The organism is uncultured Reyranella sp. (assembly GCF_945957355.1).
In the GTDB taxonomy this organism is placed as follows: domain Bacteria; phylum Pseudomonadota; class Alphaproteobacteria; order Reyranellales; family Reyranellaceae; genus Reyranella.
The window spans coordinates 196,062-211,354 of sequence record NZ_CAMFKM010000005.1 but is presented as its reverse complement, the minus strand read 5'-3'; the positions used below and the strand labels follow the sequence as shown (position 1 = coordinate 211,354).

The window sequence follows — 15,293 nt, the reverse complement described above, 5'->3', positions numbered from 1 at the left end:
CAAGTCAAAGGCCTGCGGCCGCCGCCGGGACCTCAGGGCACCAGCACCGCCGCGCCCTGGAAGGCGCCCGAGCGGAGGTCGGCAATGGCTTCGTTGGCAGCCGACAGCGGGTAAACCGTCGTCGTCGTCTTCACCGGCACCATCGGTGCCAGGGCGAGAAACTCCCTCGCATCCTCGCGCGTGAGGTTGGCGACCGAAAGGATCTGCCGCTCTTCCCAGAGCAGGCTGTAGGGAAAGGCCGGTATGTCGCTCATGTGAATGCCGCCGCAGACCACGCGCCCGCCCTTTCGAACGGCCTTCAGCGCTGCCGGCACCAGGTCGCCGACGGGTGCGAATAGGATGGCCGCGTCGAGAGGCTGCGGCGGGACCTGATCCGAGCCCCCGGCCCACGCTGCCCCCAGCGAGCGCGCATGCGCCTGCGCCGGGCAATCTCCCGGCCTCGTAAAGGCGAAGACCTCCCGGCCCTGCCATCGGCAAACCTGGGCGACGATGTGGGCGGCGGCGCCGAAGCCGTAGAGGCCGATGCGGTGCGCATCGCCGCAAAACTTGAGGGAGCGCCAGCCGATCAGTCCCGCGCACAGCAGGGGTGCTGCGGCCACCGGGTCATCGAAGCCCTTCAGCGGAAAGGAGAAGTCCGCACTGGCCACGACATGGGTCGCGAACCCGCCATCCCTGCTGAAGCCGGTAAAGACCGGGCGATCGCATAGATTCTCCCTGTCCGACGCACAGTAGGGACAATGGCCGCACGTCCCGCCCAGCCACGGCACGCCGACGCGGGTGCCCAGGCGCATCGCCGGCACGCCGGTGCCCACGGCTTCGACGATGCCCACGATCTCATGGCCGGGCACGATCGGATGCCGGATTCCCGAGAGGTCGCCATCGAGGATGTGGAGGTCAGTGCGGCATACGCCGCAGGCCTCGACCCTGATCAGCAGGTCGCCGGGGCCGGGCCGGGGGTCGGGCCGCTCCTCGAGCTGGAGCGACCCGCCAGGGGAAGAGAGAACCATGGCCTTCAAGGACGGACTCCCTCTTCCTTCGGAGTGAACGGAGCCTCAGGCGCCCTTGATGGCGACCTGCTTGACCTGGGCCGGCGGATTGGCCGTCTTGGCGATTTCCAGCTCCAGCACGCCCTTGGCGAACTTTGCGGAAATCCCGTCGCGGTCGGCATCCGCCGGCAGCGTGAAGGCGCGCGTGAAGGAGCCGTAGCTGCGCTCCGTGTAGTGCGTCTTGTCGTCGGTCTGCTCGACCTTCTTCTCGCCGGAGATGGTGAGGACGTCGTCCTCAACCTGGACCTTGACGTCCTTCTCGTCGAGACCGGGCAGTTCGACCGTCACGGTGTAGGCTTTGCCGTTTTCCTTCACCTCGACTTTGGGAACGTGATCGAAGACCTGCAGTGCCTTCGGCGCCGAGCTGGGCGCCATTTCGGGCCAGCCGAACGGCCAGCCGCGCATCATGCGGTTGAAAACCTGGTCAAAATCGCCGCCGAACGGCAGTGCGCTACGCGGCGTCGTCAGGGACTTTGCATCTGTCATAGGAACCTCCTTTCCGGCTTCGCTGTGGTTGCAAAACCACATTACCCGCCCGCAGGTTGCCAGCCCTTGACGGAGATCAAACGCGAGACCAACCGCCTGCCTAAACGGCGAGAACGCTCACCTTCATCGTGGCGAGCTTTCGATAGAGGCGGCCGTAATGGCGGACCGGCCACCAGTCGTAGAGGAATATCTGCAGCGGGCGCCACATCGCCACCCAGCCCAGGATCAACAGGCCTTCCCGGAAGACCTGCTGGAGGGGCGCGGGCGTGATCGAACCGGCAAGCTGACGGAGCAGGATGCAGGTCGCGAGGAACGCGAGGCCGATCACGAGGGCGAAGCGGCCTTCGCGAAGCTGGAACCGGATACGCCTCGCGCTCGCCACCGCACGGTAGGCAAAATAGTTGTGAACCGCCTGCTGGATATTCGATTGCCGCGCCTGGTCGAGCTGCTCCTGCGGGACACGGATGACGAGTTCGAGCGGGCTCTGGAGCGGATACTCATCCGCCCATCCCACGATGAACTCCTCGGCTTCACGGTCGAGATCCCTTTCATGAAAGGGCGACGGATCGAGGGAGTTGAAGAGCTGCCGGATATCGGAGATCCGGATGTCGATGATCTTTGAATCAGGCATGGCTCCCTCCGGTGGTGCATCGGGGCAGCACTCGATGAATACCGCAATCAGCCTATAGCGGGCCCAGGCACGTCCCCGGAAGGCCCTCGCCGAGCGAGACGGCGGCGGCAGTCTGCAGCCTGTAGAGGTCAGGATAGTCGCGCAGGCGGCCGTCATCGTCCGGAAATCGTGTGCGATAGACCAGCGCAACCGGAATGACTGCCGGCAGAAGCTCCCGGTGAGTCCCACCGCGTGCGATCGACCGGTCGATCTCGGCCTCCGTGACGTCGAGCGCCCAGGCGGCCAGGGTGCGCGCCTGTTCCACGCGCACGCATCCATGGCTGAACGCCCGGACGGGGCGCTCGAAGTACCTTCGATCATTGGTGTCGTGCAGGAAGATCAGCTGATCGTTGTCGAGTTCGAACAGGATGCGACCGAGCGGATTCTGGGGACCGGGCGGCATGTGACGCGCGCCTTCCCAGCGCATCATGGCCGGCGTCGGTGTCCAGGACGGGTTGAACGTGACCGCCCAGATCGCCGTCGAGAGTTCGGGCGTGGGAGTCGACGGCCGGCCGACGACGACGCGGCTGCGCAGGACCGGTTTCCCATCTTCGAGCGCCACGAGTTCGAACGACGGAATGTTGACCACGACCAGCTTGCCGCGCGGCGGCACCGTGATGCCGATCCCCTGCAGCGCCGCCGCGAGTTCCGAGACCGGCGGTACCGATGGTGATGGTACCACGGAAGAGGATGCCGGCGGTGGAGCGGTGGCGCAGCCTGCGACCAGCGACAGGGCGAGGACGGCGGCCAGCCTCGCTAGTGCGAGAGAAAAACGCATCGACTACCCGACAGGAGCTCGCTGGTGATCCCGCCAAGCGTCCAGCGCCCCTGGCGGTTGTGGCCGTAGGCACCGGCCACGATCAGGTCGGCGCCGTACTCCCGCGCCAGCCCCGTGAGCTGCGATGCGTTTGCCATCTCGGCGGGCACCACCTTCTGTTCCACGGCGATGCCGTGACGGGCGAGCCAGCCCGAGACCCGCGCCACGCCCTCCCGCGCCGCGGCCTCGTCGTCCGGCGAGAAGATCTCGGCGACGAGGACGTTCCGCGCCTTGATCAGGAGGGGCAAGGCATCGGCCACGGCGCGCCGGGCCTCCCGCGTGTCCTTCCAGGCAACGAGTATCCGATCGAACTTCGCGGTCCGGCATGACTCCGGCACCAGCAACACCGGACGCCCCGCCTGCATCACCAGCTCGCAGACGTCGGGTTGCCGCGTTGCATCGGGCAGCTCGCCGGCCTTGGGCACCCCCGCGAAGACGATGTCGGCCGCAGCGGCCTCGCGGGCGAAACGCTCCGGCAACGCCTCGATGCTGCTCTCGCCTTTCCAATCGACGGGCTTGTCGTACGGCGCCACCGCCGACCGGAATTCCGCTTCCGCCGCCTGAAGGTGTCGGTCGATCTGCTTCCGGTCTTCCTCGAACAGCGCCGCTGGCACCGAATAGTCTCCACAGATGCAGTGGATCGGCCGGCAGAACGCACGGCCCAGCAGGACGGAACCGAACTGCCGGCCGAACTCCATCGCCGTGCCGATCACGCCCCGGCAATCGCGACCGGGCGAGAGCGACACCATGACTGTCCTGTACGTCACAACCACTCCTCCTTGTGGCCAGGCCGGTCATGGGACGGGTTTGGCTGCCATTGCCCACCCGGCACGAGGTGATAGCGCTGCTTCACGGCCGCCCACGCCACACGGCTGGCATGCTCTTCGCGTCCCGCCTCGCCATCATGGAGAGCCCACGTTTCGTTGAAGGCTTCCCGGTAGATATCCTGTGCTCGCAGCGGAAGCTGCTGGCGAACCGAGATCGGCAGGTTGGCGTTGGAGAGGTAGAGCATATCCGTCGCGACCCGTTTGATGGCAGCCTGTGAACCATGCTGGCGACGACACCGCGGCGCCTTGACCTATCTCAACGTCGGGCAGTCAGCTCCGCAGACTGCGCCGCCACCACGGCTTCAGCGCTTCCAGGCCAAGAATAAGGCCCACGGTTGCGATCAGCGTCACGCCCAGATCGTCGGCGTGCAGCGGCCCGAACCGGAAGAGATCCATCGCCGGCGGCCACGTCAGCGCGACCGTCAATACCCCGGCGACCAGCGACAACAGTAACCACAGAAACATGTTGGGACGCCGCAGGGCCGCGGACAAGGACGACGAGAAGGAGCGGTTCACGACGATCAGCCCGACGTTGATCAGGACGAGGGAAGTGAACATCAGGGCACGGAGCTCATCGGTCGGCATGTCCCGGCCGATCCCCACCAGCAGTACGACGGCCAGGGCAACGAGGGCCAGCGCGCCCTGCAGCAGGCTGAAGACCATCATCCCGGGCGACAGCAGGCGGCTGGCCGCCGCCCGTGGTGGCCGCTGCATCAGATCGCGTTCCTCCGCCTCGGCCTCGAAGGCGATCGAGCAGACCGGATCGATGACCATCTCGAGGAATGCAATGTGGATCGGACTGAGCATGAACGGCATGCCGAACAGCAAAGGCAGCAGCGCGAGACCGGCGATCGGTATGTGTACCGCCACGATGTACGCGCTCGCCTTCCTGAGATTGTCGTAGATGCGACGTCCCAGGCGGATCGTCCGCACGATCGAGCCGAAATCGTCATCGAGAAGGACGATGGCGGACGCTTCGCGCGCGACATCGGTGCCGCGGCCACCCATCGCCACGCCGATATGCGCGGCCCGGAGCGCCGGTGCATCGTTCACCCCGTCGCCCGTCATCGCCACCACCTCGCCGTCCGCCTTGAGCGCCTGCACGAGGCGGAGCTTCTGCTCGGGCATGATGCGGGCGAACACGTTGGTTGTGCGGATGGACTCCCGAAGGGTCGCCTCGTCCAGCCTCTCCAGCGAAGGTCCGTCGACCGTCTGGCCGGCATCGAGACCTGCCCGCTCGGCGATCGCGCGGGCCGTTGCCGGGTAGTCGCCGGTGATCATGACGACCCGGACCTGCGCCGAGCGGCATTCGCGGATGGCCGGCGGCACGTTCTCGCGCAGCGGGTCGGCGAAGCCGACCAGACCCAGGAATTCGAGATCGAAGCCCGTCTGCGCGTCCGGCAAGAGGCCGTCCGGCAACCGTCCCCGCGCGACACCCAGCACGCGCATGCCTTCAATGGCCATGTCCTCGACCGCCCGGTGCAGCCACGCCTCCCCCGCTGGGTCGAGCCGACAGAGCGCGCCAACCGCCTCCGGCGCCCCCTTCGTCGCCACGGACCGGCCGCCATCCTCGTCCTGCCAGACATGGCTCATGGCCAGCAGCGTCGGTTGCAGACCGTAGCGGCGCAGGAGCTTGCCGCCCGCCGTACTGCTTGCCTCGGCCGCAATGGCCCTTTCCATCGGGTCGGAAGGCTCGGGCGAACTGGCGCGCCGGGCCGCCTCGATCAGGGCGACGGCCTCGGCGCCGGGCGCCCCCTGCCCGGTCCGCCAGGTCGTCCCGAGCGTGCGGACTTCCGCCAGGGTCATGCGGTTCTGGGTCATCGTGCCCGTCTTGTCGGAGCACAGGACCGTCGCGGCCCCCAGCATCTCGATGGCGGAAGCGCGACGCGTCAGGACCCGCACGCGCGACAACCGCCACGCGCCCATGACCATGAAGGCCGTGAGCACCAGGGGGAATTCCTCCGGCAGGAGCGACATGCCGAGCGCGATGCCGCCCAGCACGGCCTGCAGCCAGTCGTCCTTTGTCAGGCCGATGATGAGGACGACGGCCACGGTGGCAACGGCTCCCACCGTCGCGAAGATCCGCACGAGCCGACGGGTTTCCACCTGCAGCCTCGGGGGTTCCGGCGCGATCGCCTTCAGCGATTGCCCGATACGGCCAAGCTCGCTGTTCGGTCCTGTCGCCCGTACCACCGCAACGCCCTCGCCGTGTACGGCCAGAGTGCCCGAATAGAGGTAGGGCGTGTTCTCGCCACCCGGGCGCGCAATGGCGGCCCCTGTGTCACCGGCGGTCTTGCTGACGGGAACCGATTCACCGGTGAGCAGCGATTCGTCGACCACCAGACTGCTGGCCGACACGACGACCGCGTCCGCCGGAATGCGGTCGCCTTCGAGCACGACGATCGTGTCGCCGCGCACGACCTCGCGCCCCGGAATGCGTCGCCGCTCGCCGTCGCGGATCACCAGCGCGCGCGGGCTCGCCTGATCGCGCAAGGCCGCCAGCACGCGCTCGCTGCGGGTTTCCTGAACGACCGTGATCAGAACGGACAGCGTGGCGAAGGCGAGCAGCACGATCGCCTCGCCGAGATCGCCGAGCAGCAGGTAGATGGCGCCCGCCGCCAGCAGCAGCGAGAACATCGGTTCCTTCAGCACATCGGCGACGATGCGCAGGATGCCCCGGCCGTCGCCCGTGGGCAGTTCGTTGAACCCTTCTTCCCGCAAGCGCGCTTGTGCGTCCGCCTGCGAGAGGCCCGCCTGCCACGAAGCCCCCGTCGTCTCCATCTCAGATCGGGACAAAGATCATCTCCCGGACGCAGCCTCCGTCGCCACGGGCCGGCGCGGTGCGCCCAGCCGGTCGAACGCCAGCAGCAGGACGCCCACCCGGCTGGCCGATGACGCCCATTCCGCCAGACGCGGATAATTGTCGACCAGCCAGTTGAACGCAATCTGAACCGCCGCGAACGCCGCTGCGGCCTGGGTGACTTCGCCGAGCGACAGGGAACCGTCGATATACTTGGGCACGGAGAGGATGAGACCGATGATGGGCGCCAGCAGCGTGTTGCCGGATGAAACCAGCGTGGTCCGCACGTGCTGACCGCATAGCAATCGCCAATTTCGAATCACTTCGTCCAGCGCGAAGCTCACGGGCCTCGCCTGCGCGCCGGCACCCGTCGCACCGGCCGGCGCCGTACGAAGCCGGGCGACTGCGAATTTCAGCTCCGATTCGGCCTGGTTCTTCCGTTCGATGACGTGCGCCATGCGGCGTCCGACCAACACCATGGCTCCCGTCGTGAGCATGGCGTAGACGATGCTGGCGAACACCAGATAGCCCGGCAATTCCAGGCCGAGGCGCGCAGGCCCGATGGCAATCGAGCCGCCCACCGTCCACAGGACCACCACGAACGTCGCGGCCGTCAGCACCGACGCAAGCAGGCCAGTCACGAGATCGATCGGGGCGTCGGTGGCGATGCGCGCGTCCTCGGCGATTCGGTACTCCGCGAGCTGGGGCTCATCGCTCCCCGCCTCCAGACGCCGATAGTTGCCGTCCTCGAGCCACAGCCCGACCAGATGCGCGGTGAGCCAGCCGCGCCACCTTCGCTGGAAGGTCATGCGCGCCCAGACGGCGAAGGCGGCGAGGAAGATGCTGCAGGCCGCGAGACCGGGCAACAGATAGGTCTGGTGGCGGATCCCGGTGCCATTGCGCTTTTCCAAGGCGTCGAAGAAGTCGCGATTCCAGATGTTGAGTCGATACTGGACCAGAAGCTGCGCCACGACACAGAGGATGAGCAGCCCGATCAGCGTCCATGGCACCCAGGAGCCCTTGCCGCGGCCGAACCCGAGGGCGGTGTGCCAGAAGCGCCGGAGAGGCCGCGGACCGACAGCCGACACGCCATCGTCGGTCCTCATCAGTCGCCCCGGGCCGCCAGCGCCGCCAGGCCAAGGAAAGTTGGTTCCGGCCGGACGATGACGGCGATCGGAATCCGCTCGACGTAACCGGCGAAGCGGCCCTTCGCGGCAAAGCGCGTCCGGAACGACGGGTTGCGAAGAAGCGGGACGATGTGAGGCGCGATGCCTCCGCCGATCAGCACGCCGCCGCGGGCGGCAAAAGTGAGCGCCATGTCGCCTGCAAACGACGCCAGGAAGCCACAGAACAGTTCGAGCACGGCCCCATGGCGTGGCGCCGAGCCGTACAGGGCACCCCGGACGATATCCTCGGGCGTTGGCCAAGCCGGATCGTGGCCGTCCCTCGTCGCGAGCGCCGCGTCGAGATTCACCAGTCCGGCCCCCGACAGGACGCGTTCCGCAGAGACATGGTCAAAGCGCGTGCGCAGCATCTCCAGGATTGCGGCGTCACCCGCATCGCTCGCCGCGAGCGTCGCGTGCCCGGCTTCGCTGGCGATTGTCCGCGGAGTCGTGCCCGGGAAATAACAGGAGAGGCCGAGCCCCGTGCCCGGCGCGATCACTGCAACGGGCTCGCCCACGGGCGCACTTCCCTCGCCGACGACAGCCAAATCCTCGTCACCGAAGTGCGGCACGGCCCAGGCCAGCGCCTCGAGGTCGTTCACCAGACGCGCCGAGCGAAGACGCAGCGATTGGCGGAGGCTTTCGGCGTCGAGCGTCCAGGGTGCATTTGTGAGCTTGCAGCGCCCGCCCGAGACGGGACCTGCCGCAGCAATCACCGCGCGCTCCACGATCGTCCCGTCCGGCTGCCCGTTGAGAAAGTGATGCGCGGCATCATGCATGCTGGCATAGGCGCCGGTGCGCAGCGACTCGATAGGACCCACCTGCCCGTCCGTCAGCAAGGCGAAGCGGGTGCGCGTGCCTCCGACATCGGCGAGAAGGCAACTCATGGCACGATGCCGCGAACCTGGGCAGCGATGGTCGCCTTGTACCAGCGGGCCGAGGCCTTGGGGGTGCGCCGCTGCGTGGGGTAGTCCACGCGGACGAGGCCGAAGCGGTTGGCGTATCCCGCGCCCCACTCGAAATTGTCGAGCAGCGACCAGACGAAATAGCCGCGCACGTCGGCGCCGTAGGTGACGGCCTCTTCCAGAGCGTCCACGTAGCGCGAGAGGTAGTCGATGCGCTCGACGTCGTTCACGGCCCCCGCTGCGTCGCCGGTCTCGTCCGCACCGGCCCCGTTCTCCGTCACGTAGATCGGAAGCCGATACCGATCGCAGGCGTCGAGCAGCGTATCCCTGAAGGCGTCGGGATCTATCTGCCAGCCGATCGGCGAGCGCGGGACGTCGGCCGGCGCGTCGCTCCAGGCGAAGCCCAGTCGCGACGCGGCGTCGGCCCTGGCGTAGATCGGGGAGTAGTGATTGATGCCCAGCCAGTCGATGGGACGCTGGATCCGCTCCATGTCGCCGTCCTGGACGAAAGGCGCGACGCGCTCGGCGAGCGCCTTGGGATAGGCACCGCGAACCTGCGGATCTGCAAAGGCCCGGTTCCAGTACTCGTCCAGCAGGGCGGCCGCCGCCCGATCCTGGGCCGTCGGATCGACGGGGCGCACCGGCTGCATGTTGCAGATGGTTCCGAGCGACGCACCGGGAAGATAGGCCCGAAGCACGTCGATCGCCGCGCCATGCGCCAGGTTCACATGATGGATCGCGGCATGGTGCTGCGACGGATCGTCGACTGCCGGGGGATGCCAGCGGAAGGCGTAACCGAACAGCGTGAAGACGCCCGGCTCGTTGAAGGTCGCGAATCGCTTCACGCGATCGCCCAGCCGGCTCGCCACCAGACGGGCATAGTCCGCGAACCAGCCCGCGCTGTCGCGATGGACCCAGCCACCACGATCCTGCAGCGCCTGCGGCAGGTCCCAATGGTACAGGCAGACCCAGGGTTCGATCCCCGCGGCCAGCAGCCCGTCGACAAGCCGGTCGTAGAAGGCGATCCCGGCCTCGTTCACGGCGCCCCGTCCTTCCGGCAACACGCGCGGCCAGGCAATCGAGAAACGATAGGCGCCGACACCCAGGTCGCGCATCAGGGCGATGTCTTCGGCATAGCGATGGTAATGATCGCAGGCAACGTCCCCGGTGTCACCGTTGGCGATCCTCCCGGGCTCGTGGGAGAAGCCGTCCCAGACGCTGGGACCTCGACCATCCTCCCGGGCCGCACCTTCGATCTGATACGACGACGTCGAGACGCCCCACAGGAAGTCGGGTCGCAACAGACGTCGGCTCGCCACCGAAGGCACGGCCGGGCCGCCGAATGCGGAAGGAAGACTGACCATCTCGGGTCCTTCGGTTCAGGGGGTGAGCGCGACCTTCAGGACCCCATCGCGCTGATGGGAGAAGAGATCGTAGGCCTGCTCGATCTCGGCGAGCTTGAAGCGGTGCGTCACCAGCGCGCCCAGGTCGGCCCTTCCCGCGGCGATGACGCTCATCAGCCGCCGCATGCGCTCCTTGCCTCCCGGGCAGAGCGACGTAACGATCTTGTTGTCGCCGAGACCTGCCGTGAAGGCGTCGAGCGGAATGCGCAGGTCCGACGAATAGACGCCGAGACTCGATAGCGTGCCGCCCGGCCGCAACGCGCGAAGCGCGTTCTCGAAGGTCTGCTGCGTTCCCAGCGCCTCGATCGCGACGTCGACGCCACGGCCGCCCGTGAGTTCGCGGATCGCCGCGACGGGATCGCTCTTCTTGAAGTCGACGACATGGTCGATCCCCAGTTTGCGGGCGACGGCCAGTCGCGCCGGTACGGTGTCCACCCCGATCACCGTCGTGGCCCCCATCAACCGCGCGCCCAGCGCCGCACAGAGGCCGATCGGACCGAGGGCGAAGACCGCCACGATGTCCCCGATCCGGACGCTGCCGCCCTCGGCGCCCGCGAAACCGGTCGACATGATGTCGGGACACATCAGCACCTGTTCGTCGGTGAGGTTCGACGGCACCGGCGCGAGATTTGTCATTGCATCCGGCACCAGCACGAACTCCGCCTGGCAACCGTCGATCGTGTTGCCGAAGCGCCAACCACCGGCCGGCTTGAAGCCATGCCGCGTCGCCGGTCCGTCCTGCGAATGCGCGCCGCAAAGGCAGGCGTAGCTGTGCCCGCTCGGCGTGATGGCGCCTGCGACCACGCGCTGGCCTTCCTTGTAGCCTCTGACCTCGGATCCCAGCTTCTCGATGATGCCGACCGGCTCGTGGCCGACGATCAGCCCCCGGGCGACGGGATATTCTCCGCGAAGGATGTGTACGTCGGTGCCGCAGATCGTCGTCGTGCTGATGCGCACCAGCGCATCCAAGGGACCGACATCGGGCACCGGTCGCGACTCGAGGACGATCCGGCCCGGCTCGGCAAAGACTGCCGCCATCATCTTTGGCATGATTCCTCCGTTGTTCGACGCCACGCTAGGCGCGCGGGAACGTCGGGGAATTGATATGCCTCAAGCCTCCGCGCGAAACACGACCTCCATCGTCTGCGCGACGCTCTCGGGATTGACGCTGATCGAATCGATACCGAGCCTGGTCAGGAACGACGCAACCTCTGGGTAGTTGGCCGGCGCTTCGCCGCAGATGCCGACATGACGTCCGTTGCGATGAGCGCCTTCGATTGCCTGCCGCAGCATCTCCAGCACGCCCGGGTCGCGTTCGTCGAACTCGAACGAGACCATGCTCGAATCGCGGTCGACACCCAGGACGAGCTGCGTCAGATCGTTCGACCCGATCGAGAATCCGTCGAACAACCGGGAGAACGCATCGATCTGGATGATGTTGTTGGGAATCTCGCACATCACGTAGACCTCGAGCCCCTTCTCGCCGCGCTTCAGGCCGTTCTTCTCGAGCGCGGCGATGACCTGTGCGCCTTCCTCCACCCGGCGGCAGAACGGCACCATGATCCGGACGTTCTCCAGCCCCATGTCTTCGCGAACACGACGCAGCGCGGCGCATTCCAGGGCGAAGCCGTCCGCGTAGGCCGGATGCGTGTACCGGCTGGCGCCGCGAAATCCGAGCATCGGATTTTCTTCGCGCGGCTCGAAACCGCGGCCACCCAGCAACTTGGCATATTCGTTTGTCTTGAAATCCGACAGGCGCACGATGACGGGCTTGGGGTGGAAGGCTGCGCCGATCGTGCCGATGCCTTCCGAAAGGCGCTGGATGAAGAAGTCCTTCGGATCGTCGAAGTTGCGGGTCAGCTTCGCGATCTGCTCGCGATCCGCTTGATCGGTTACCCTTTCCGGACGGGCCAACGCCATCGGATGGACTCCGATGTGCTGATTGATGATGAATTCCATCCGCGCCAGGCCGACGCCATCGTTCGGTCGCATGGCCGTTCGGAACGCGAGGTCCGGATTACCCAGATTCACCATCACGGGCGTGCGCGGCCTCGGCAGGTCCGCGACATCTCGCGCGATGATCTCGATCGGCTGCTCGCCGGGATAGACGCGGCCGGTTTCGCCTTCGGCACACGACACGGTCACATGCCCGCCCTGCACCAGCCTCGTCGTCGCTTCCGCCGCGCCGACGATGGCCGGTATGCCGTGCTCACGCGCCACGATGGCGGCATGGCAGGTCCTCCCGCCCCGGTCGGTCACGATCGCGGCCGCCCTCTTCATCGCCGGCTCCCAATCGGGGCTGGTGGAACTCGCCACGAGCACGCCGCCCGGCGGAAAGCCGGCCAGGTCTGCGGGACTCGCGACGTGATACACCTTCCCGCTGGCTGCCCTCTCTCCAACCGCCCGCCCTTCGATCAGCGGAGCGACCGCGCTTCGGACCCTGTAGGTTTCGATAAGCGAAGGCGAGCGTCTCGAAATCACCGTCTCGGGTCGCGCCTGGACAATGAAAAGGGCTCCATCCGGGCCGTCCTTGGCCCATTCGATGTCCATCGCGCGCGGTTCACCCGCCAATCGCGAATAGTGCTCCTCGATCCGCAGGGCGCAGGCGGTCAATTCCAGTACTTCGGCGTCGGTGATACAGAATCGGTCACGCTTCTCGGCCGGCGTCTCGACGTAGAAGGTGGAACCGGCGTCAGCATCTGTCCCGTAGACCAGCTGCTGCTGCTTCCCGCCGAGGGACCGGCTTAGCACGCATCGCCTGCCGGAGCGGAAGGTCGGTTTGTGGACATGAAACTCGTCGGGGTCGACCTTGCCCTGCACGATGCTCTCACCAAGTCCCCAGACGCCCGTCACCAGCACGACGTCGCGAAAGCCGCTTTCGGTGTCGAGTGTAAACGCGACGCCGCTGGCCGCCCGGTCGGAGCGCACCATCTTCATGATGCCGACGGAGAGACCGACCTTGAGGTGATCGAAACCGTTGGCATTGCGATAGACGATCGCCCGGTCGGTGAAGGCAGACGCAAAGCACCTGCGGCATGCCTCCTCGAGATGGGTGACGCCCCGGACGTTGAGGAAACTGTCATGCTGGCCCGCGAAGCTGGCCGTCGGCAAGTCTTCGGCCGTGGCGGAACTGCGGACGGCGACCGCGACCCGCGCCCCGTATATTGCTTCGAGCTTCCGATAGTTCTCCACCAGCATCGTGCGAATCTGGTCGGTTCCCGTCGCGGCATAGACGATCGCCCTGGCTTCGGCGGCTGCTACGGCCAGGCGCCTGACGTCATTCGCGCCGACCCCGTCGAGCAAGGCCGCGAGTTTTGGCCAGGCGTCACTTGCGGCAAGCGCCTCGCGATATGCTTCCACCGTCAGGGCAAAGCCGTCGGGCACCTTCACGCCCTGCCCGGACAGCGCCGAGACCATTTCTCCGAGCGACGCGTTCTTCCCGCCGACCACAGCCACATCGGTCGCGCGGAGATCCCGGAACCACCGGACCTTGGAGGATGACATGGTCATCGCGCGCCCATGACCCGATCGTGCTGGGCGCCGGAGATGAAGAAGAGACCGAGCCGGCGACGCAGCATGTGTGCCCCCATTCCATCGCGGAATGCGAGGCAATCTAGGACTGCAGTCAAGACCGTCCTTGATGTACGTCAACACATACGGCGCCATACAGGAGAGCAGGACCGCCCCGGAGTCATCCTCCCGACCGACCGCCGAATGATTTTCGCCGTGCTTGATCTGGATCATGTTCCGCCGGGCAGGCGCTGGTAGCTTTCGGCATGGCCAAGACATGGACCTTTCTGGCGATCCTGTCGGGCGTGTTCTGCACGGCGGTTGCCGAGGCGCCGCGCGCGCAGGGCTACGAAGCGTTCTACCGGAAGTGCTACGAGGACGCGGCGTCCGACCAAGTGATCACCAGTTGCACGGCTGTCATCTCCCGAGGCCTCGTGGACAGGGACGACCTGGCCACGGCCTACAAGAATCGCGGCGACGCCTACGACGACAAGGGCCTGTTTGAACAGGCGTTGGAGGACTACGACCGGGCGGTCAGGACCAACCCGCTGGATGCTGAGGCCTTCAACAGCCGGGGTGCGACGTACATCGCGCTGGAACGCTACGAGCGGGCCATCGAGGATTTCGACCAGGCAGTCAGGCTCAATCCCTCGAGCGCGGTGACACTTGGAAACCGGTGCTTCGCAAGAGCCGTCCTGGGAGAACTCGAACAAGCCCTGTCGGACTGCAACGAGGCCCTTCGTCTCAAGCAGAAGTATCCCGGCGCCTATGCGTCCCGCGCAATCGCCTACCTGAAGCTGAAACGCTACGACGACGCCATCGCGGACTACACGATGCTGATCAAGAGCCAGCCCGACAACCCCTACGCACTGTTCGGCCGTGGCGTAGCCCGGCGCATGAAGGGAGACGTGGGTGGCGGCGACGGTGACGTCGCTGCGGCGGCATCGATCAAGCCGGACATCGCCGAACACATGGCCAGGCTCGGGATCTCGCTTGGGGATTCTCGATAACTACGGGGTCGTCCGGCCGAGCCAGTAGCCTACGCTCACGAGCAGGCCGCCGACTGCCGCCGCGAACCACCCGATCAACCATAGCAGGGCCTCCGCCTGGAGGTTCGGCCAGAAGGCCAGGGCCACCCCGAACAGAACCGCACCCGCTCCATCGAACACCAGTATCCAATGACCATCGACTGCCTTGCGCACCTCGAGCGCGGCCCAGACCTGCATCGCACCGGTCACGATGGCCCAGACGGAAATGATGCCGACCAGATGTGCGGATACTTCGTCGATCGCGACCAGCGTGCCGCCGGCACAGAGCAGCCCGGCCGATCCGATCAGGCCCAGCCAGAGGCGCGGTGCGCCGCTCCGGCCGCCGACCGCGGCGGCAAGGGCGAGAACGCCATCGACAAGCGAGTAGCCGCCCCACAGCATCGCCAGACCGGTTATGGTGAGCTTGGGCCAGAAGAAGACGAGGAATGCAAGGAGCAGCGCCACCATGCCCCGCAGCAACAGCAGCCGGCCGTAATCGGATGCCACGGCCTCGAGGGGCTCTCGATCGCGGCCTGCGATGCCCTGTCCCGGCAGGTTGTTCATGAAACGCCTTCCAGAGAGAATGCAGCCGACGATCCCGGCCGCCGCCAAGGCTAGGCTGGGACCAGTTGGCGCGC

The 15,293-nt window shown here is 66.7% G+C and carries 14 protein-coding genes; 1 reads left to right on the top strand and 13 read right to left on the bottom strand.

What is annotated here, in order from left to right:
* Positions 1-32 precede the first annotated feature (32 nt).
* The 12 genes from Q0Q48_RS10725 to ppsA form a co-directional block, all read right to left on the bottom strand.
* Positions 33-1,016, bottom strand: coding sequence for a zinc-dependent alcohol dehydrogenase family protein (locus Q0Q48_RS10725; protein ID WP_295137273.1), 984 nt, complete (start codon positions 1,014-1,016; stop codon positions 33-35).
* Positions 1,017-1,052: 36 nt separating this feature from the next.
* Positions 1,053-1,532 carry an Hsp20/alpha crystallin family protein gene (locus Q0Q48_RS10720; RefSeq protein WP_295137271.1) on the bottom strand — a complete coding sequence of 160 codons (480 nt, stop codon included), beginning with the start codon at positions 1,530-1,532 and terminating at the stop codon, positions 1,053-1,055.
* 100 nt (positions 1,533-1,632) lie between these two features.
* Positions 1,633-2,163, bottom strand: coding sequence for a hypothetical protein (locus Q0Q48_RS10715; RefSeq protein ID WP_295137269.1), 531 nt, complete (start codon positions 2,161-2,163; stop codon positions 1,633-1,635).
* A 52-nt stretch (positions 2,164-2,215) separates the two neighbouring features.
* Positions 2,216-2,980: a L,D-transpeptidase family protein gene (locus Q0Q48_RS10710; RefSeq protein WP_295137268.1), complete on the bottom strand. Its 765-nt coding sequence runs from the start codon at positions 2,978-2,980 to the stop codon at positions 2,216-2,218.
* Positions 2,959-3,786 carry a universal stress protein gene (locus tag Q0Q48_RS10705; protein ID WP_295137266.1) on the bottom strand — a complete coding sequence of 276 codons (828 nt, stop codon included), beginning with the start codon at positions 3,784-3,786 and terminating at the stop codon, positions 2,959-2,961. Before Q0Q48_RS10705 ends, Q0Q48_RS10710 begins: the two co-directional genes overlap by 22 nt.
* Positions 3,783-4,031: a ChaB family protein gene (locus Q0Q48_RS10700; RefSeq protein WP_295137264.1), complete on the bottom strand. Its 249-nt coding sequence runs from the start codon at positions 4,029-4,031 to the stop codon at positions 3,783-3,785. The genes Q0Q48_RS10705 and Q0Q48_RS10700 overlap by 4 nt, the downstream gene beginning before the upstream one ends.
* 85 nt (positions 4,032-4,116) lie before the next feature.
* Complete coding sequence (locus tag Q0Q48_RS10695) at positions 4,117-6,627, bottom strand: cation-translocating P-type ATPase (protein WP_295137627.1); 2,511 nt, start codon at positions 6,625-6,627, stop codon at positions 4,117-4,119.
* Positions 6,628-6,645: 18 nt separating this feature from the next.
* Complete coding sequence (locus tag Q0Q48_RS10690) at positions 6,646-7,752, bottom strand: SbmA/BacA-like family transporter (protein ID WP_295137262.1); 1,107 nt, start codon at positions 7,750-7,752, stop codon at positions 6,646-6,648.
* Positions 7,752-8,696, bottom strand: a complete 945-nt coding sequence (gene glk, locus Q0Q48_RS10685) for a glucokinase (protein WP_295137259.1) — start codon at positions 8,694-8,696, stop codon at positions 7,752-7,754. Before glk ends, Q0Q48_RS10690 begins: the two co-directional genes overlap by 1 nt.
* Positions 8,693-10,078, bottom strand: a complete 1,386-nt coding sequence (locus Q0Q48_RS10680; protein WP_295137257.1) for a GH1 family beta-glucosidase — start codon at positions 10,076-10,078, stop codon at positions 8,693-8,695. The genes glk and Q0Q48_RS10680 overlap by 4 nt, the downstream gene beginning before the upstream one ends.
* A gap of 15 nt (positions 10,079-10,093) precedes the next feature.
* Positions 10,094-11,167 (bottom strand): zinc-binding dehydrogenase, encoded by a 1,074-nt coding sequence (locus tag Q0Q48_RS10675; protein WP_295137255.1) that lies wholly within the window; start codon positions 11,165-11,167, stop codon positions 10,094-10,096.
* A 60-nt stretch (positions 11,168-11,227) separates the two neighbouring features.
* Positions 11,228-13,627, bottom strand: a complete 2,400-nt coding sequence (gene ppsA / locus Q0Q48_RS10670; protein ID WP_295137625.1) for a phosphoenolpyruvate synthase — start codon at positions 13,625-13,627, stop codon at positions 11,228-11,230.
* A gap of 266 nt (positions 13,628-13,893) precedes the next feature.
* Between ppsA and Q0Q48_RS10665 the strand changes: the two genes are divergently transcribed.
* Positions 13,894-14,637, top strand: a complete 744-nt coding sequence (locus Q0Q48_RS10665; RefSeq protein ID WP_295137252.1) for a tetratricopeptide repeat protein — start codon at positions 13,894-13,896, stop codon at positions 14,635-14,637.
* Here Q0Q48_RS10665 and Q0Q48_RS10660 read toward each other — a convergent pair whose 3' ends face one another.
* Positions 14,638-15,219, bottom strand: a complete 582-nt coding sequence (locus Q0Q48_RS10660; RefSeq protein ID WP_295137250.1) for a DUF308 domain-containing protein — start codon at positions 15,217-15,219, stop codon at positions 14,638-14,640.
* Positions 15,220-15,293 lie beyond the last annotated feature (74 nt).